The organism is Phyllobacterium sp. NPDC097923 (assembly GCF_044760925.1).
In the GTDB taxonomy this organism is placed as follows: Bacteria; Pseudomonadota; Alphaproteobacteria; order Rhizobiales; family Rhizobiaceae; genus Phyllobacterium; species Phyllobacterium calauticae.
The window spans coordinates 138,334-157,324 of record NZ_JBIWBL010000003.1 but is presented as its reverse complement, the minus strand read 5'-3'; the positions used below and the strand labels follow the sequence as shown (position 1 = coordinate 157,324).

Below are 18,991 nucleotides of genomic sequence, written 5' to 3'. Positions count from 1 at the left end.
GGATATTAATAGCTGAGAGGCGAAATGAAGATTTTAGTCGGACTAATTGAGCACATTGGTGATATTATCGCATGCGAGCCTGTCAGTCGCTATCTTAGAAAAGCCTATCCGGATGCGAAAATTACGTGGGCGGTCAGCAAAGCCTATCGCGAGTTGATCGACACCAATCCCAATGTGGACGAAACCGTCATCATCGACTGTCTTACGGATTGGATAAAGAAGGCCAATCACGAAAAATTCGACCACGTGATCGATTTGCATGTTAACTTCCGGGTATGCGAGTGTTGTCGGATACCTTTGCTCAAGAAGCATGGCAATCCACTTGTAAATGCTCATGAATGGTTCGATTTTGGCTCGATCCTCCAGGCGTTTTCAATTGGCGCCGGCTTGCCTCCCCTTTCAGCAAGCCCTCGAATTTACATTGATGCCAATGCAAGGACTTTGGTGGATGCGCTGGACCTTCCTGCCAATTATTGCGCGATCCATCGAGAGTCCAATGATGCCATCAAGGACTGGGAGCCGCAAAAATGGGCAGAACTGGTTTCCTGGCTCCAACGAGAGCTGGGAATAGCCGTCGTTGAAGTCGGTTCTCTCAAGAAGCAGGCGCTGCCGAGCCCGCTTGAAGGAACGATTGACCTGGTAAACAAGACTCCGTTGCTTGCTACCGCCGAAGTCATCCGGCGCGCCAAGTTTTTTATCGGAATCGACAGCGGCCCCGCACATATGGCAAATGCGGTAGGTGTTCCCGGTATTATCCTGCTTGGCCGGATTGGGGTGTTCAGGAACTACAATCCGTTTTCTGGACATTTCTCGGACAATGGCTCACATGTGAAAATCGTCCGCAATCTGACCGGTCCTGTTTGTGAGATCAGTGTCAGCGAGGTTCAGGAAGCAACCGCGTATCTCTCGTCTCTCATCTCGATGAAACCTCGGATGGACGCGGATACATTACCGATCGAAGCTGGAGGAACATCGCACGCTACTGCCGAAGTTCGTGCGCTCGTTCTGCAGTCTGGAATGTTCGATGCCGCTTGGTATAGCGTCCATATCCCTGAAGTAGACGGGAGCGAAGCCCTTGATCATTTTCTCTCGATCGGCGGATCACACGGCATTTCTCCGAGCCAGCATTTCGATTCCCAATACTATCTGATCGCCAATGCGGATGTTGCCAAAGCCGGTCTCAATCCGTTGGTGCATTATTTGAAATTTGGACGGCGGGAAGGGCGATCGATGCGCGTCCTCTATCAAAAACCGCCATCCGCTTATTCAAGCACGGAACTGGCTCCCCATTGGCGTTCTCCGACACTTGAGGCCGAGGATTCTGTTCAGGTGCCGGAAGATCAACTTCCGGCAAACGAGGTACCGCGGGTCTTTGCCTTCTATCTGCCCCAATTTCATCCAATCGCGGAAAACAACTGGGCTCACGGCACAGGGTTTACCGAATGGACCAACGTCATCAAAGCTGAACCACTTTTCCCCGGCCATTATCAGCCGCGAATTCCGGGGGAGTTGGGTTACTACGATCTGCGCTCGCTCGACGTGATGAAGGCGCAGATCGATTTGGCCTTAAAACACGGCATCTCGGGATTCTGCTTTTACTATTACTATTTCCAGGGCAAGAAACTTCTCTACAAGCCGATCGAAAACTATATAAAATCCGATATAAAGGCGCCCTTCTTCTTTTTATGGGCGAATGAAAACTGGAGCAAACGCTGGGATGGCGGTGACAAAGAGGTCATCATCGCGCAGAACCACTCTCCCGAAGACGATGTTTTGTTCATTCAGGAGCTCATCGCGGCGTTCCAAGACGAGCGGTACGAGAAGGTCGACGGCAAGCCGATCTTGATGGTTTACAAGTCCCATCTGTTTCCAGATATCAACACCAGCACTGATATTTGGCGTGAAGAGGCCAAACGCCATGGATTCCCGGGTCTTTATCTTGTGATGGTGGATGATTGGTCTCAGGAGCCAACGCATCCGCGAGCACTCGGCTTCGATGCGGCTTATGAGATACCCGGCAACACCATTCCTGAAAACGTGCTCAGCGACCATATTGCAGCAAGTGATCTGCCAAAAGATTTCGAGGGCCGCATCGTTGACTACAGAAAATTCGCCAGCTTTCACTCAGGTCGGCCTTTACCGGAATATCGCAGACACCGGACCGTAATGCTGCCATGGGACAATACACCACGATATGCATCCCGCGCTATCGTCCACGTCAATACCGAGAATGATGCGTATCGCATCTGGCTGACCCAAGCCATGCTCGATACTTACCGCTACCGCACGCCGGATGAGAGAATTGTATTTCTTCATTCATGGAATGAATGGTGTGAAGGCACCTATGTCGAGCCGGATGGGCGGAATGGCCGGCGCTACCTCGAAGAGACGAAGGCAGCCATCGACGACGTCCGGGACATACTCGCGCTGGATCCCACCGGCACGGCATCGCGCGCACTTGCAACACTTCGGCGGGTTGCACGCGAGAAAGACGAGGGCGCCTTTCGAGTGGTGCAAGCAGCAAAGATTCAGACGCGACACATATTCAACGAGCTACAGCAAACGCGTGCGACCCTGACAAAAGAACTTGAATCAGAGCGTACGCACAGATCCGCTTTGCTGAAATCTATATCCTGGCGCCTGACAGCGCCAATTCGAGGGCTTCGTAAGATCTTCGCCAGACCATAGGTAGATGGGTTTCCGGCAATTATGGTGCTGGACTAGGAATTGCCGGTAAGCCACGTAGGATGATCGACAATGCGGAACATCCTCAGTCAAAGCACAGCTGACACGGATCGCTGTCCCTGTCAGTTGGAGTATTCCGAGGGCTTCTGCCTTCAATTTCCCCGTGACTGATCCGCATATGTGGGTAATGTGATCGGCATTTGCTCTTGGCTGAAGTATCGTTTCAACGTCTGGAGCGTCGATCATGATCCTGTCCAATTATCTTTTCTTTACAACGACCTGTGAGCAGGCACTCGCCTTTTATGCCGAGTGCGGTTTGGGACGCATCACCGAAGAATTGCGCTATGGGGCAAACGGCATGCCAGTGCCGGCCGAAGCCATGCGCGGCAAGATCATGCATGCGCGCTTCGAAGGTCCGGGCGTCCTCTTCTATGCCTCGGACAATGACGATGCCGAACCCATGCGCGGTTCCGCCCATATGCTTGTGATCGAAGACCGGGATGATGCGAAACGGCTGTGCGACTACCTAGCGGCGAGCGGCACCATCACCACGCCGTTCGGACTTCAAGTCTGGGGTGATTTCTTCGGCAAGCTGACAGACCGTTTTGGCGTCCAGTGGATGATCAACGTCCCGACAAACGCCAAAACGTCCTGACGGCTTTACCCTCAGATGCCCTCGCCATGCATATGACCCTCATGGGTCAGCGTCGCGATAAAGCGCTTGGTGCGTTCCTGCTTCGGCTGGGTGAAGATATCGTGCGACGTGCCGGTCTCCACGATCACGCCGCCGTCGAGCACGATGGCCTGATTGGCAATGCGCGAAGCCAGCCGCAGATCATGTGTCGCCATGACCATGGTCGTTCCCTCACGTGCGAGTTGGGCAAGCACGTCGACGACTTCGCCCGAGAGTTCAGGATCGAGCGCCGACGTCGGCTCGTCGCAGAGCAGTATTTTCGGCGAAGGGGCCAGCGCGCGCGCAATCGCGACACGCTGCTGTTGCCCGCCGGAGAGGGTTGACGGCCATACCTCCGCCTTGTGCGCAAGGCCAACCTTGTCGAGCAGCGCCATGGCCCGCTCCCGCGCCTTCTCCTTCGGCCATTTCAGAACGGTCGTCAGCCCCTCCGTCACGTTCTCGATCACTGTGCGATGCGGAAACAGCTGAAAATTCTGGAACACCATGCCCGAATGCCGGCGTACCAGCTGGATGGACTTGGTGGTCACCTTGACACCAGGCTGGAAATCCAGCCGGTCACCGTCAATTTCCACGGAACCGGAGGTCGGAATCTCCAGGAGATTCATGCAGCGCAGCAAGGTGCTCTTGCCGCCGCCGGAGGGTCCGACAAGCGCCATGACCGAGCCTTCGGCAATGCTCAGAGACACATTCTTCAGAACCGTCAGATCGCCGAAACGCTTCTCGATATGCTTCAGTTCAATCATCATGACCGTGCCTCCAGAAATCCGCCATAACGATTGAGACGCTGTTCGAGCCGCGCCTGCAGGGAAGAAAGGACAGAGCTCAGGATCAGATAGATGATCGCTGCCTCCACATAGAGGATCAACGGCTCATAGGTGGTGGCAACGATGCGCTGCGCTGCCTGAAACATTTCAGGCACGGTAATGGCAGCGGCCAGCGATGTGTCCTTGACGAGGGAGATGAAGGTGTTCGACAGCGGCGGCACTGCCACACGTGCCGCCTGCGGCAGGATGGTGCGGCGCATGGCCTGCGACCAGGTCATCCCGATGGAGTAGGCTGCCTCCCACTGCCCGCGCGGCACGGATGAAATCACAGCACGCAGGATTTCCGACGTATAGGCGCCGATATTGAGGGTGAAGCCGATCAGGGCCGCGGTGAAAGCGTCGAGCACGATGCCGGCGCTGGGGAGCCCGTAGAAAATCAGGAACAGTTGCACCAGCAGCGGCGTGCCGCGAATGATCCAGACATAGAACTTGACGATAGCCACGAAGGGCCAGGCCGCAAACAGCCGGACGAGTGCCGCGATCAAACCGACTGTCAGCCCGAGCACAAAGGACAAGAGCGTCAACGGAATGGTGAAAATCAGCCCGGCCCACAGGAGCGGCCCGAGAGATTCAAGCATCAGTGTCAGCCAATGGGACAAGGCTGCATCTCCCTCAAAAGAAAAGGCAGGGAGTGTGATCCCCCTGCCCTGTTAGAGCGTACTTTTTTCCGGGCGTAAACAGCCTTACTTCGAAACGTCCTGGCCGAAATACTTGTCGGCGATCTGCTTGTAAGTCCCGTCAGCCTTGATGGTTACAAGCGCCTTGTTGATGGCGGCAAGCAAGTCCGGTTCACCCTTGCGGATGATGATGCCGGAGAAATCGGCATTGTCCTGGGTTGCTGCGATCTTCACATTGGCGTCCGGCTTGTGCTTCTTGAAATCGAGGAAAGACAGGCTGTCATTGACCGTCGCATCGGCACGGCCGCTGAGCAGGAGCTGGATCGACTGGTCAAAGCCATCCGTGCCGACAAGCTCCGCGCCATTGCTCTGGGCGATCTTGCCGAAATTGCTCGACAGCGACTGGGCGGATTTCTTGCCCTTCAGATCGGCAAAAGACTTGATGTCCGTGTTGTCACCCTTGGTGATCAGCACGGCCTTGGAGGCGATGTAAGGCTCGGAAAAATCATACTTCGCCTTGCGCGCTTCGGTGATACCGACCTGGTTGATGACCGTGTCATAGCGCTTGGCATCGAGCCCGGCGATCAGGCCATCCCACTTGCCTTCGAGGAATTCGGCTTTTACGCCGAGGTTCTTGGCAATGGCCTCGCCGATTTCCACATCGAAGCCAACCAGCTTGCCCGCGGTGTCGTGATAGGTGAACGGCGCATAGGTGCCTTCCGTGCCGATCTTGAGCACGCCGGCCGTCTTGATCTGTTCAAGGTTGGATTGCGCCTGCGCCTGGGTTTGCATCGGCACAATTGCCAGAGCCTGCAGAGCGCCAACGACGAGTAGGGATTTGAGCCAGTTCATTTTTTGTTTCCATCCTGAGTTTCCAAGCCTTTCGGCGGATGATTGGAAAATGTCACTTTGTCCTAAGCATGCACAGGCACTATTCGCTGTCATGAAACGCGAATTTGTGAATTTAATACCACGAATACCCAATACAAGGAAAAATAATTCCTCGCCTGAAAGACCGGCAGGGCCATGGTTCAGCGTCAGGCCGCCGGATCGATCCTTTGCCCGGTTGCCGGATTGAAAACGTGCACGTCGCTGGCCCGGATTCCGATGCGCATCGTGTCCCCCGGCTTGCGGTCCGTCCGGCCCATCGCATAGATGCAAACCTGCACATCAGCCAGGATCGTGTAGAACTGGGTCGACAGCCCCAAAGGTTCGATGACCTGGATCTTGACTTCCAACGCGTCCGAACTGCCGACTTCGATGTTTTCCGGGCGGATACCGAGGGTTATCCGCTCGCCGTCCTCGACAGGCAGTTTTGCATTGAGGGCAATTGTCTGGCCATCACCGAGGCGCGCCTCAACCGTGGCATCGTTGCGGTTGACCACTGCCGGCAGGAAGTTCATGCCGGGCGATCCGATGAAGCCTGCGACAAAGAGGTTGGCTGGATGGTCGTACAGTTCGAGCGGTGTGCCGACCTGCTGGATCACCCCGTCATGCATCACCACGATGCGGTCGGCCATGGTCATGGCTTCCACCTGATCGTGGGTGACATAGACGGATGTCGTCTTCAGCTGCTGATGCAGTGCCTTGATTTCCGTGCGCATGTGCACGCGCAATTTTGCGTCGAGGTTGGACAACGGCTCGTCAAAGAGAAACACCTGGGGATCGCGCACAATCGCGCGGCCCATGGCCACGCGCTGGCGCTGGCCGCCGGAGAGCTGACGCGGCAGGCGTTGCAGGAAGACGTCGAGACCGAGCCGCTTGGCAGCCGCCCCGACGCGGTCGAAAACCAGATCCTTGGCGGTTTTGCGCAACAACAGGCTGAAGCCCATGTTGGATGCCACATCCATATGCGGATAAAGCGCGTAGGACTGGAACACCATGGCGATATCGCGATCCTTCGGTGCGATGTCATTGACGACGCGCTCGCCGATACGGATTTCCCCGGCGGAGATTTCCTCCAGCCCGGCGATCATGCGCAGCAGGGTCGACTTGCCGCATCCGGACGGGCCGACGAGCACCACGAACTCGCCGTCGGCAATGGAAAGGTCCACTGCTGACAACACATTCATCGCGCCATAGTTTTTCTGAACATTGGTAATGGTGACGGAAGCCATGAGCTTATCTCTTTCGATTATCCCTTGACGGCACCGGCGGTCAGGCCGGTCACGAGGTAGCGTTGCAAGAAGCCGAAGAACAGGCAGGCCGGTATGAGCGCCAGCACCGAGGCCGCCATCATCTGCCCCCAGTCGACGGCAAACTTGCCGATGAAGGTGAGCAGGCCAACGGCAAAGGTTTTCTGGCTGTCGCTGCTGATCAGCATGAGGGCGAAGAGCAGTTCGCTCCATGCAGCGGTGAAAACAAAGCCAAGTGTCGCGCCCATGCCCGGCAGGGTGAGCGGAATGATGACCCGGCGCAGCGCCTGGCTGCGGCTGCAGCCATCGATCATCGCAGCCTCCTCCAGGTCCTTCGGAATGCCGTCAAAGAACGACTGCATCAGGAAGGTTGCGAAGGCGATGTTGAACGCCGTGTAGATGATGATCAGCCCGGTCAGGCTATTGGTCAGCCCGAGCTCACCCATGATGCGATAGATCGGCGGAATGACCATCACCAGCGGGAATGTCTGCGTGAGAAGCAGCGTCACAGCCACGGTCGTCTTGCCGCGGAATGAAAACCGCGACATGGCATAGCCTGCGGCAGAGGCAATGATGGTGACGAGCACGGCTGTTATGACAGAGACAATCACGCTGTTGAGGAAATAACGCGGGAAGTCTGTTGCACGCAGTACGGTCTTGTAGTTCTCCCAGGTCGCAGACGACGGCCACAGCGTGATGCCTTCGGAATACAGGAGCGATTGCGGGGTGACGGAAATCTTCAGCGTCCAGAACAGCGGAAACAGCGCGAAGATGACATAAGCCGCAACGGCACTATAAAGGCCGATGCTGCCCAGAATACGGGCTTTGCGGGAACGACCGGCGATCATCAGGAATACCTCACAAGTGAGCGGCGGATGCGGATCAGCACAACCGCATAGAGGATGAGAAGCGCCAGAAGCAGCACGGCAACAGCCGAAGCATAGCCTTTGTCCAGGGTCTTGAAGGCGCTGACATAGATATAGGTCGCAACCGTATTGGTCGAACCGGCCGGGCCACCCTCGGTCATGACGTAGATGAGATCGGCGAAAGTGGCGATCCAGATCGTTCGCAGCATGACGGTGATGGCGATGGTCGGCGCCAGGAACGGCAGCGTCACCCTGGTGAAACGCTGCCACGGGTTTGCGCCATCAATCGCCGCCGCTTCATGCAGCTCCGATGGAATGGATTTCAATGCCGCCAGCAGGGTGATGGCGAAAAACGGCACGCCGAACCAGACATTGGCGATGATCGGGCCCCACATGGCGGTGGCCGGATCGGAAAGAATATTGGTGGGTTCGGACTTGAGGCCAAGCGCAAAAAGCCAGTGCGGCAGCGGGCCGACAATGGGATTGAACAGCCAGGCCCAGGTCAGCCCGGAGAGGAAAGACGGCACTGCCCATGGCAGGAAGACAATCGCCTGCACGACCTTCTTGCCGAAAAACGGCCGGTCGAGCAGCAGAGCCAGCCCCAGTCCAAGAAAGAACTGGAGAAACAGGCTGGCAACCGTCCACCACAACGTGTTCATCAGGGCCTGTCCGAGAACCGGGTCAGACAACAGGGCCTTGTACTGGGCCAGCCCGACATAGTCCGACTTGAACGCCGAGAACTTGCGAAAGGAATAGCTGACGCCGAAGATCAGCGGAACCACCAGAACGACAAGCAGCAGGACAAGCGCCGGACTGAGATAAAACCACGGCTCGAAAGCAGCGCTGAAGCGGCGCTTGCTGCTTGCCCTTCTCTCCTGTTGCGGCGTCAGTGCCGCGGTGGATTGCATTGCCATGTTTCTGGCCCCTCTTTTGCAAACAATTCCCCGTCCCTCGCCACCGGATTCCCGGATTGGCGAAAGTCATGAGAAAAATGCCCCGGCGTTGTTGGCGCCAGGGCATCCGGTCGAGTTATTTCTTGTTCTTGGCCATCCAGGCCTGCTGCTGCTCGGTCAGGAATGCAGACCAGTCATCCGCAACCTGCTTGGCTGTCTTCTGGCCAAGCAGCACTTCCTGGAAATTCTTCACCGATACGGAATCGTAGAAGTTGCCGAGATTTTCCAGATGGGTCGGCGGCGTCACGAACTCGAACGTCTTCGGGTCGCTCAGCTCCTGGAACCAGCCCTTGAAGCTTTCCGAGCCGAAATAGGGATCCTTGTCCGCACCATTGTGGATCGGCAGGACGCCGACATTCTTGGCGAATTCCAGATTGTCTTCCGGTGCCAGCAGCGTGCCCATCAGCTTCCAGGCGTCATCCTTGACCTTGGAGTTGGCAAACATGGCCCATCCGGCATAACCGAGTGTCGGATAGGACTTGCCGCTCGGTCCGGTCGGCATCGGCGCCACGCCGAAATCTTCCTTCTTCATCTTCTCGGCAATACCGATCAGAGCATCAGGGTCCTGGTCGAGCATGGCGCATGTGCCGGAGTAGAAGCCGGTGACGATTTCGTTGAAACCCCAGCTGACACTGTCCTTCGGCGCATAGCCCTTCTTGTAGATCTCCGCGAGCATTTCGAGACCCTTGACCGAGCCCGGCTCGTTCAACGTCGCCGTGCCATCGGCATTGAAGTACGCGCCCTTGCCATTGGCAATGTTCATGAACATCTGGACGCCATTGAAGCCGCCGGGGCCGCCGCGCAGGCAGTAGCCATACTTGCCCTTGATCGCGGAAATCTTCTTGTTGGCTTCCATGAACTCATCGAGCGTCTTTGGCGCTTCCTTGAGCCCAGCTTCGGCAAACAGCTTCTTGTTCCAGAACATGGCGCGGACATAATAGCCGTAGGGGATCATGTACTGCTTGTGGTCGACCACGGACCCGAACTGCTTCGCACGCTCGCCGAGCGTACCGCCGTCCTTCCATTTCGCAACATAGGCTCCAAGATCTTCGAGCTGGCCATTGTTGGCATAGAGCCCGAGCCAGCGTTCCGGCATTTCGACGATATCGGGCGTATCGCCAGCCTGAACCATCGTCAGGAATTTTTCGAAAGCCTGTCCCCAGGGCAGCGAAACCAGTTCCACCTTGACTCCCGGATTGGCCTTCTCGAAGCCCGCGATCTGCTTTTTCAGCAGTTCCGTGCGCGGCGGACTGGTGATCACTTCGACCATCTTGATGGTCGTGTCAGCAAAGGCTGACGATACGGTCATGGCCAATGCCGCCATGGCACCGGCGAGAAATGTTCCCATTCTTTTTTGCATTTTATGCTCCCACTTGGCTTTCTGATTAGCGTTTTGCTTTATCCAGGGCATTCACAAGGTCGGCCCAGAGCTCCTCTACATTTTCAAGTCCCACATGCAGACGGATGGTTCGCGGGCTGACACCGAAGCGCCCGATGGAATTGGCGTCCGGCGTCTGCTGCAACGAGGCCATCGCCGGAACGACAAGACTCTCGTGACCGCCCCAGCTGACGCCGATGCGAAACAGCTTCAACGCATCGACAAACGCCGGCACGTCGACATCCTCGGTCACCTCGAAGGAAAACAGCCCGGTGTATCCCGTAAGCGTTGCCTTACCAGGATGGTTGGAATAGGCTGGGTGAATGACGCGCTCGACATCATCCCGCCCTTTCAGCCGTTCAGCGATGGTCAGACCGCTCTTCATGTGGTGCGGCAGGCGCAAGGTCAGCGTGCGCAACCCGCGCAGCAACAGCCATGCCTCGAAGGGCGAAAGCTTGGCGCCGAGATAGGAATAGGTGCGGCCATTGATGCGATCGATCATTTCACGCGATCCGGCCACCACACCGGCCACGGTATCGCTGTGCCCGCCGAGATATTTCGAGGCGGAATGTAGAACAAGATCAATGCCATGGCTGATCGGCTTCTGGAACAGCGGCGTCGCATAGGAATTGTCGATGGTGGTGACGACACCATGCTGCTTGGCCAGTTGCGCGTAATGGGCAATATCCTGCAACTCGAACATCATGGAGCTGGGGCTTTCCAGATAGAGCAGCCGGGCACCGGGAAGTGCTGCGGCAACTGCATCCGGGTCGGAACCGTCGACATAATCGACCTTGATGCCGAGATGCGGCAACAGGCGCTCGAACAGGCGGTAGGCGTCGCCATAGCAGTTGCGCACGGCGACGATCCGGTCGCCTGCCCCGACAAAGGCCAGCACGGTGGCGCTGATCGCGCCCATGCCGCTGGAGAACGCCCGGGCGGCCTCCGCGCCTTCCAGCGCCGCGATCTTGCTTTCAAATTCCATGACTGTCGGATTGTCGCCGCGTGAATAGATCGGCTGGCGTTTGCGGCCGGCAAAGGTATCGGCCATATCCGCATAGTTTTCGAAGGTGAACAGCGATGTCTGATAGATGGGCGGAACGACAGACCCGCCGGGAAATGGCTCGTCATGGGCAAGCAGTGTCGCCGCCTGGGCCATGAGGTCCTGATCATAGAAAAAGGGATTGTCGTTCATGTCTTGCTCTGTTTCCTGAGATTTGCAGCGCCGCGTCGAAGGTCATCTTCAACCGTGGCGATCAGTTTCAATGCCTCGGCGCGTGCGCCCACGGGATCACGGGCCGCGATGCAGTTGAAAAGGGTACGGTGGTAGGGAAAGCTGGCATGACCAAAGTCGCGCACGCCAAGCGGATGCTCCCAGAACCGGTGAAACATTTCATACATCGCGGCAATGATCTGTTCGAACAGCGGATTGCCCGATGTCTGGAAGATCGCCAGATGGAAGTCCCAGTCTTCCTCCGAAGACATGCCGGCGCGGGCATGAAAGGCTTCCTCCATGACGACCAGTTTTTTCTCGATAAAGGCGATGTCGTCATCGCTTGCCCGCTCGGCGCACAGAACTGCCGCTTCCGCCTCGAGCCCGCGGCGAATTTCCAGCGTATGCATCAGGCTGTTGAAATCGTTGCCGGACGGCAGTGTCAGCGGCATGTGCAGCATGTTGCGGGTCACGGCCGAGCGCAGATAGGTTCCGCTGCCCTGGCGCCGCTCGACAAGTCCGAGTTCCTGCCAGCGTGTCAGCGCTTCACGCACGGTCGTCCGGCTGACTTTCAGATATTCCGCCAGCAGCCGCTCCGTCGGCAGGCGGTCTCCCGGCTTCAACCCCTCGCTGGCAACGAAATCCACCAATGCATTCAGCACCGCGTCGTCGCGCGATGATGTCTGCACCGGTGAAAGAATCGGGTTGATCACGAAATGCCCTGCTTAATTGGTTGGACCATTGTGCCAATTCAGCATGGAAGCGCGCCCTTGTCAAATGGCAGTTCAATTTTTTTTGAACGCCATGGCCGGAAAGCGGCAACGGGAAAAGACGCAACGCCCGCGGCGCTGCGTCTTCGCTCCCCGAACGATAACCGAAGCGGCTACACCAAGCCCTGGCTGGCTGGATCGACCGGCCCGCGGAAGGACGCGCCGGTGATCTCATCCGGCAACAGCATGTCATTGTGGGCGCGGCCGGGCCGGATCATCGGGAAACAATTTTCCAGTCTGGCGACCCGGCAATCAAGCAGCACCGGCCGTTTGACGTCGATCATTTCCTGGATCGCATCATCCAGCGCATCGGGTGTGTCGCAGCGCAGGCCGACGGCGCCAAACGCTTCGGCCACCTTCACGAAATCGGGCAAGGCTGCCGAATAGGAGTGCGCGAGACGGTTGCCGTGCAAGATCTCCTGCGATTGCCGGACCAGACCCATATGCTCGTTGTTCAAAATGAATACCTTGACCGGTGCGTCGTACTGGATCGCCGTCGACAACTCCTTCATGGTCATCTGGATCGAAGCGTCCCCGGCAATATCGATCACGAGACTTTCGGGGTGAGCGATCTGCACGCCGATTGCGGCCGGCAGGCCATAGCCCATCGTGCCAAGCCCGCCCGATGTCATCCAGCGGTTGGGGCTCTCCACGCCGTAGAACTGCGCCGCCCACATCTGATGCTGCCCCACTTCCGTGGTGATGTAGGTATCGCGATCCCTGGTCAACGCATGAAGACGCTCGAGCGCGTATTGCGGCATGATGGCTGCGTGGTCCATCGCATAGGAGAAGGATTCGCGGGCCCGCCACCGATTGATCGTCTGCCACCAGTCCCGCAGCCGCCGCTGATCCGGCTGAACCGGCAGAGCCCGCCAGAGACGCAGCATCTCGTTGAGAACACGACCGACATCGCCCCGTATGGCAATGTCGGCCGTGACGATCTTGTTGAGGGACGCAGGATCAATATCGATGTGGATTTTCTTCGATTTCGGCGAAAAACCGTCGATACGCGCGGTTACCCGGTCATCAAAACGCGCACCGATGCACAGCATGACATCACAATCGTGCATGGCCATATTGGCCTCATAGGAGCCGTGCAAGCCGGGCATCTTCAGCCAATTCGGCCCCGATGCCGGATATGCGCCAAGCCCCATCAGCGTCGAGGTGACGGGAAAGCCGGTCAGCTCGGCAAACGCACGCAGCGAGACTGATGCCGCCGGTCCGGATCCGATCACGCCGCCGCCCGTATAAATGACGGGCTTGCGGGCTTTCGCCAGAAGCGCGATTGCGGCCTGTATCTGCGCATCCTCACCCGCTGTCGTCGGACGATAGCTCTCCCTCTCCTCGACCGCAGATCGGGCGGTGTAATAACCGCTGGCAAGCAGGATATCCTTCGGCATATCCACCAGCACCGGCCCGGGACGCCCTGATCGCGCGATGCGGAAGGCCTCGTGGATGGTGGCGGCCAGATCGTTGACGTCGGTGACCAGCCAGTTGTGCTTCGTGCATGGCCGCGTGATGCCGACAGTGTCGCATTCCTGGAACGCATCGGAGCCGATCAGCGTGGTCGCCACCTGCCCGGACAGGCACACGATGGGAATGGAATCCATCAGGGCGTCCTGCAGGGGCGTGACGGAATTGGTCACGCCCGGCCCCGATGTGACCAGCATGACGCCAACCCTGCCCGTCGAACGGGCATAACCTTCCGCGGCATGACCGGCGCCCTGCTCATGGCGCACCAGTATGTGCCTGATCGCACTTTGCTGGAAGATCTCGTCATAGATGGGCAGCACCGCTGCCCCCGGATAGCCGAAAATATGTTCGACCGCGTTATCACGCAGTGCCTTGAGAACGATCTCTGCCCCGGTCATGGGCGCACGCGCGGATTCATGGGTGTATTTGCCTGTCATGGCAGTTCCTTGTTGCAATGGTTGGAAAGGGCGGGTTCGACGGGGCTGCCGGTGAAATTCGGGCGTAAAAAAAGGCCCCGTCAGGAGCCTGTTTGCCGCGCATGGGTGCTTAACGCCGGATGGTCAAACCATCCTGCCCATGCGCGATCGCACCACCACGAGAACCATTGCAATTTTCATAACCAATTTCACTAACCGGTAATGGGCGGGCCGTCAACGCCGCTGGCAGGCACATGCAGCCTGGGCACTGGAGCCTGGGCGCATGCCACCGCTGCGGGCCTGCCCTGTGCACAACCAGTTTTCAGCGGCTTGTCAAAACTGAAATATTAGAATATTTATATTTCAATTGAGATTTTGGCTTGCGAAACGCCAGGGGAAATCCGTCAATACGAATGGGATAATTGCCAGAAGCGACGGGCGACGACCGCAGGACAAAAGGACAGGCAGCATGCTTACGGACGACAGAAAAACCAATGACACCGACAGAAAGCGCGACCGGACGCATCCGCTTTCATCCTCGCAGACCGCCTATGTGCAACAGCGCGCGGCGACACCGCGTGCGGCAACCCATATCTACAAGGAACTGCTCGAGGATATCATTTCCCTCCGCCGCAAACCGATGGAGCCTGTCTCCGAGAAGGACATCGCGGCGCATTTCGGTGTCAGCCGCACGCCCGTCCATCAGGCTGTCCTGCGGCTCGCCGATGACGGCCTGATCGATATTTTTCCGCAATCGGGAACATTCGTGTCGCGCATTCCGCGCCGCGCGCTTTACGAAGCCATTCTCATTCGCAAATCGCTGGAAGAGACGACCGTAAGACTTGCCGCCGAACAGGCCGACGCCGCCGATATCAAGCGTCTTGAGGCCAGCATCACCGAACTCTCCCTGGCTGAGGCCGTCCCTGACAATGAGCTCTTCCATCAGGCCGATACAAGTTTTCATTTGCAGATCAATGCGATAGCTGGGTTTCCTGGCATATGGAATGTCATCCAGCAGGTGAAGATGCAGATCGACCGCTACCGGCGTCTGACCCTGCCGCAACGCGGCCGCCTGACCCGCGTCATTGTCGAGCACGAAGCCATTCTCGACGGTATCCGCCGGCACGACACCGCGCATGCGGTCGAAGCCATGGGCTTTCATCTCGGGCAAATGCTCAACGAGGTGAAGGAGATGCGCAATATCAACCCCAGTTACTTCATCGACGACGAATAATGCGCGGACGGGCGCAATACAGAAAACACACAAAGGTAAGACATGAAAATCGAAGTCAGACAGGTTTCCCATCCCGACGCCGTGCGTGCCTACGGCACGGACGATTTGCGCCGCCACTTTCTGATTGAAAGCATTTTTGAAACCGATGAAATCGTACTGACCTACAGTCATGTCGATCGTCTCGTCATTGGTGGTGCCCTGCCCGCCGGCAAACCGCTGACATTGACGGCACCGACGCCGATCGGCCAGGAGTTTTTCCTTGCCCAGCGCGAAATGGGTGTCATCAATATTGGCGGCAGCGGCCGTGTGACATTGGATGGCGCCGTTCATGCCCTCGACCCGCGGGATTGTCTCTACATCGGCAAAGGCGTGGCGGACGTGGTGTTTGAAAGCGCCGATCCGGCGAACCCGGCAAAATTCTATCTGCTCTCGACGCCGGCCCACGCCGCCCATCCGAGCACACTCATCAGGCCGGAACGGGCGAAGCATATCCAGTTGGGTGACCAACTGACCTCAAACAAACGCACGATATTCCAGTACATTCATCCCGAGGTCTGCGACAGCTGCCAGCTGGTGATGGGCCTGACCCAGCTTGATCCCGGCAATATGTGGAACACCATGCCCGCGCACACCCACGACCGGCGCTCCGAAGCCTATCTCTATTTCGATCTCGCCAATGATCAGCGCGTATTCCACATGATGGGTGACCCTTCCGAAACGCGTCATCTCGTCGTTGCCAATGAGCAGGCCATCATCTCGCCCGGCTGGTCCATCCATTCCGGCGTCGGCACCTCCAACTACGCATTCATCTGGGCCATGGGCGGCGACAACAAGAGCTTCACGGATATGGATCATATCCCCATCGGTGCGCTGCGGTGACATCGGTGACACAGCTTTTTGATCTTTCCGGCAAAATTGCCATCGTTACCGGCGCCAATACCGGCATTGGCCAGGGCATCGCGGTCGCGCTTGCCGAGGCGGGTGCATCCATCGCCGCGGTTGGCCGCTCGTCCATGGACGAAACCCGTTCCTTCGTTGAAAAAGCAGGCGCAGGTTTCCATGAAATACGAGCCGATCTCGGCACCATCGCGCCAGTCGCCTCCATTGTCGAGGAAACACAAAAAGCCTTCGGGCGGTTGGATATCCTCGTCAACAACGCCGGTATCATCCGCCGCAATGACGCCGTCGACTTCACAGAAGCCGATTGGGATGCGGTCATGGACACCAATCTCAAATCGGCTTTCTTCCTCGCCCAGGCCGCCGGCCGGCACATGATTGCCGCCGGACAGGGCAAGATCATCAATATTGCATCGCTTCTGTCGTTTCAGGGCGGTATTCGCATCCCCTCCTACACCGCTTCCAAGAGCGGGCTGGCCGGAATCACCAGGCTCCTGGCATGCGAATGGGCCGCGAAGGGCGTCAACGTCAATGCCATCGCCCCCGGCTATTTCGTCACCAACAATACGACGGCGCTCCGGGACGATCAGGACCGCAGCGCCCAGATTCTGGCCAGAATCCCGGCCGGCCGCTGGGGTAATCCCTCGGATATCGGCGGTGCGGCGGTGTTTTTGGCTTCCCGTGCCTCCGATTACGTCCATGGAACCGTGCTGCCCGTCGATGGCGGCTGGCTGGCACGATAGAGCGGGAAAAGCGCCATGAATTACCAGTTCGATTTCGAAGCGCTCCTCCCCTACTGGCAAAGCTTTCTTCAGGGCGCGGTCACGACAATCGAGATGACGGTTGTTGCGGTGGCCATCGGGCTCGTCATCGGGGTTCTCTGCGCTATCGCCCGGCGCAGCGCCTATCCCTGGTTACGTCTCGCCGTCGGCATTTACATCGAGATCGTCCGCAACACGCCGTTCATCGTCCAGATATTCTTCATTTTCTTCGGATTGTCGTCGATCGGCCTGACCATGCCGGTGTTTTTCGCCTCGGTGTTCGCCATGGTGATCAATGTCGGAGCCTATACCGCCGAAATCGTGCGGGCGGGCATGGAGGCGGTGCACCCCGGCCAGATCGAAGCAGCGGAGGCGCTTGGGCTCTCCCGTTTCCAGATTTATCGCGACATCATCCTCATGCCGTCGATTGAACGCGTCTATCCCGCCCTGACCAGCCAGTTCATCCTGATGATGCTTTCAACGTCGATCACGTCACAGATATCGGCGGAGGATCTGACGGGTGTCGCCAACAATATCCAGTCCTACACCTTCCGCTCATTCGAGACCTACATCGTCATCGCCGCGATCTATCTCGTCATCACCTATCTGCTGCGCTTCGGATTTCACGCGATAGCACTCGCGATCTTTCCGCGCCGCCGCAAGCTGGGAACACCCCTGTGAGGACGCTGCCATGACCGACGGTTTCACCATAAATCATCTCGTTTACCTGCTGCATGGGCTTGTCTGGACCGTGGTCCTTTCCGCACTGGCTTTTGCGCTTGGCGGCGTCGCGGGTTTTTTTGTCATGCTCGCACGCACCTCGACGATGCGCTGGCTGCGACGGCTGTCCCTCGTTTATGTCCAGATCATTCAGGGAACGCCGCTTCTCATCCTGATGTTCGTCATCTATTTCGGCCTCGGCGTCATTGGCATTGAATTGCCGCCGCTGATGGCTGCTGGTGTCGGCATGATGATCTATTCCAGCGCCTATCTCGGCGAAATCTGGCGCGGATGCGTCGAATCCGTACCACGCACCCAGTTTGAAGCCGCCGAATGTCTCGCCCTGACCCGGTGGCAGGTGCTTGTGGACGTCATCCTGCCGCAGGCCATGCGCATCGCCACCCCGCCAACCGTGGGTTTCATGGTGCAGCTCGTCAAGAATACCTCGCTTGCCTCCGTTGTCGGCTTTGTCGAGCTGACCCGTGCCGCGCAAGTCATCAACAATTCGCTTTTCCAGCCCTTTCTCATCTTTGGCATCGCCGCCGCCTTCTACTTCTGCGTCTGCTATCCGCTGTCGGTCTGGAGCCGTTCTCTCGAGAGGAAACTGAATGTCGGCCGCCGTTAAACTCCATGAAGTGATCAAGCGTTTCGGCTCCGTCGAAGTTCTGAAAGGCGTATCCTTCGATGTGGCACCGGGAGAAGTGGTGGCGCTCATCGGTCAATCCGGCTCGGGCAAGAGCACAGCGCTACGCTGTATCAACCGGCTTGAATCCATCCAGGGCGGGAGCATCGAAGTCTGCGGGCACCGCGTGGAATCGCCGGAGCTCAATATCCGGACCTTGCGCCAGGACGTGGGTATGGTGTTTCAGAGCTACAATCTGTTTCCGCACATGAACGTGGCGGAAAACATCATGCTTGCCCTGCGCCGCGTCAAGAACATCGGCCGCGCCGAGGCGTTCGAGACGGCAAAATCCGTTCTCGCCAAGGTTGGACTGATCGAGAAAATCGAAGCCTATCCCGAACAATTGTCCGGCGGCCAGCAGCAGCGCGTGGCGATTGCGCGCTCGCTCGCCATGCAGCCCAAAGTGATGCTGTTCGACGAGGTGACCTCGGCGCTCGATCCGCAACTGACGGGCGAAGTTCTGCGTGTGATGGAAGATCTGGCCAAGGGTGGAATGACCATGATCGTCGTCACCCATGAAATGGCCTTTGCCCGCAAGGTCGCCAACCGCGTCATCTACATGAATACCGGCCGGGTCTGGGAGACCGGTACCGGTGACATGCTCGTACGGCCGGAAACCCAGGAATTGAAGGATTTTCTGGCAAACGGCCTGTGACTGCAATCCGGTCAAAAC

Annotated in this window: 18 protein-coding genes; 8 read left to right on the top strand and 10 right to left on the bottom strand. The window is 57.7% G+C overall.

What is annotated here, in order from left to right; translation table 11 throughout:
* The first annotated feature begins 24 nt into the window (after positions 1-24).
* Positions 25-2,688: a glycoside hydrolase family 99-like domain-containing protein gene (locus ACIQWS_RS16560; RefSeq protein ID WP_403181588.1), complete on the top strand. Its 2,664-nt coding sequence runs from the start codon at positions 25-27 to the stop codon at positions 2,686-2,688.
* A gap of 241 nt (positions 2,689-2,929) precedes the next feature.
* Entirely contained in the window at positions 2,930-3,340 is a 411-nt protein-coding gene (locus ACIQWS_RS16555) for a VOC family protein (RefSeq protein WP_403181585.1), read from the top strand.
* Positions 3,341-3,351: 11 nt separating this feature from the next.
* Here the strand turns inward: ACIQWS_RS16555 and ACIQWS_RS16550 are convergent, their stop codons facing one another.
* The 10 genes from ACIQWS_RS16550 to ACIQWS_RS16505 form a co-directional block, all read right to left on the bottom strand.
* Positions 3,352-4,122, bottom strand: coding sequence for an amino acid ABC transporter ATP-binding protein (locus ACIQWS_RS16550; protein ID WP_223616076.1), 771 nt, complete (start codon positions 4,120-4,122; stop codon positions 3,352-3,354).
* Positions 4,122-4,802 carry an amino acid ABC transporter permease gene (locus ACIQWS_RS16545; RefSeq protein ID WP_288193239.1) on the bottom strand — a complete coding sequence of 227 codons (681 nt, stop codon included), beginning with the start codon at positions 4,800-4,802 and terminating at the stop codon, positions 4,122-4,124. The genes ACIQWS_RS16550 and ACIQWS_RS16545 overlap by 1 nt, the downstream gene beginning before the upstream one ends.
* An 84-nt stretch (positions 4,803-4,886) precedes the next feature.
* The gene (locus tag ACIQWS_RS16540; protein ID WP_346308429.1) at positions 4,887-5,672 is read right to left on the bottom strand and encodes an amino acid ABC transporter substrate-binding protein; all 786 of its coding nucleotides are present in this window, start codon (positions 5,670-5,672) and stop codon (positions 4,887-4,889) included.
* 185 nt (positions 5,673-5,857) lie between these two features.
* Entirely contained in the window at positions 5,858-6,937 is a 1,080-nt protein-coding gene (locus ACIQWS_RS16535) for an ABC transporter ATP-binding protein (RefSeq protein ID WP_403181580.1), read from the bottom strand.
* A gap of 17 nt (positions 6,938-6,954) precedes the next feature.
* A complete protein-coding gene (locus ACIQWS_RS16530; protein WP_403181576.1) occupies positions 6,955-7,803 on the bottom strand; it encodes a carbohydrate ABC transporter permease in 849 nt (282 codons plus the stop codon).
* Positions 7,803-8,729: a carbohydrate ABC transporter permease gene (locus ACIQWS_RS16525; protein WP_374042717.1), complete on the bottom strand. Its 927-nt coding sequence runs from the start codon at positions 8,727-8,729 to the stop codon at positions 7,803-7,805. The genes ACIQWS_RS16530 and ACIQWS_RS16525 overlap by 1 nt, the downstream gene beginning before the upstream one ends.
* 121 nt (positions 8,730-8,850) lie before the next feature.
* A complete protein-coding gene (locus tag ACIQWS_RS16520; RefSeq protein WP_403181574.1) occupies positions 8,851-10,134 on the bottom strand; it encodes an ABC transporter substrate-binding protein in 1,284 nt (427 codons plus the stop codon).
* Positions 10,135-10,159: 25 nt separating this feature from the next.
* A complete protein-coding gene (locus ACIQWS_RS16515) occupies positions 10,160-11,347 on the bottom strand; it encodes a PLP-dependent transferase (protein ID WP_223616067.1) in 1,188 nt (395 codons plus the stop codon).
* Entirely contained in the window at positions 11,344-12,078 is a 735-nt protein-coding gene (locus tag ACIQWS_RS16510; RefSeq protein WP_374042715.1) for a FadR/GntR family transcriptional regulator, read from the bottom strand. Before ACIQWS_RS16510 ends, ACIQWS_RS16515 begins: the two co-directional genes overlap by 4 nt.
* Before the next feature lie 170 nt (positions 12,079-12,248).
* On the bottom strand, positions 12,249-14,045 hold the full coding sequence (locus tag ACIQWS_RS16505; protein ID WP_403181570.1) for an acetolactate synthase 3 large subunit: 1,797 nt from the start codon (positions 14,043-14,045) through the stop codon (positions 12,249-12,251).
* Positions 14,046-14,493: 448 nt separating this feature from the next.
* On the opposite strand from ACIQWS_RS16505, the gene ACIQWS_RS16500 reads away from it, so the two are divergent.
* Genes ACIQWS_RS16500 through ACIQWS_RS16475 form a run of 6 tightly spaced genes read left to right on the top strand, consistent with a single transcriptional unit; the run spans position 14,494 to position 18,973 of the window.
* Entirely contained in the window at positions 14,494-15,258 is a 765-nt protein-coding gene (locus ACIQWS_RS16500; protein WP_403181567.1) for a GntR family transcriptional regulator, read from the top strand.
* Positions 15,259-15,300: 42 nt separating this feature from the next.
* Positions 15,301-16,137: a 5-dehydro-4-deoxy-D-glucuronate isomerase gene (gene kduI / locus ACIQWS_RS16495; RefSeq protein WP_403181565.1), complete on the top strand. Its 837-nt coding sequence runs from the start codon at positions 15,301-15,303 to the stop codon at positions 16,135-16,137.
* A 5-nt stretch (positions 16,138-16,142) separates the two neighbouring features.
* Positions 16,143-16,898 carry a 2-dehydro-3-deoxy-D-gluconate 5-dehydrogenase KduD gene (gene kduD, locus ACIQWS_RS16490; protein WP_346305020.1) on the top strand — a complete coding sequence of 252 codons (756 nt, stop codon included), beginning with the start codon at positions 16,143-16,145 and terminating at the stop codon, positions 16,896-16,898.
* A 15-nt stretch (positions 16,899-16,913) separates the two neighbouring features.
* Positions 16,914-17,597, top strand: coding sequence for an amino acid ABC transporter permease (locus ACIQWS_RS16485; RefSeq protein WP_346305019.1), 684 nt, complete (start codon positions 16,914-16,916; stop codon positions 17,595-17,597).
* 10 nt (positions 17,598-17,607) lie between these two features.
* Positions 17,608-18,261, top strand: coding sequence for an amino acid ABC transporter permease (locus ACIQWS_RS16480; RefSeq protein ID WP_105733670.1), 654 nt, complete (start codon positions 17,608-17,610; stop codon positions 18,259-18,261).
* A complete protein-coding gene (locus ACIQWS_RS16475; protein WP_403181556.1) occupies positions 18,245-18,973 on the top strand; it encodes an amino acid ABC transporter ATP-binding protein in 729 nt (242 codons plus the stop codon). Before ACIQWS_RS16480 ends, ACIQWS_RS16475 begins: the two co-directional genes overlap by 17 nt.
* Positions 18,974-18,991 lie beyond the last annotated feature (18 nt).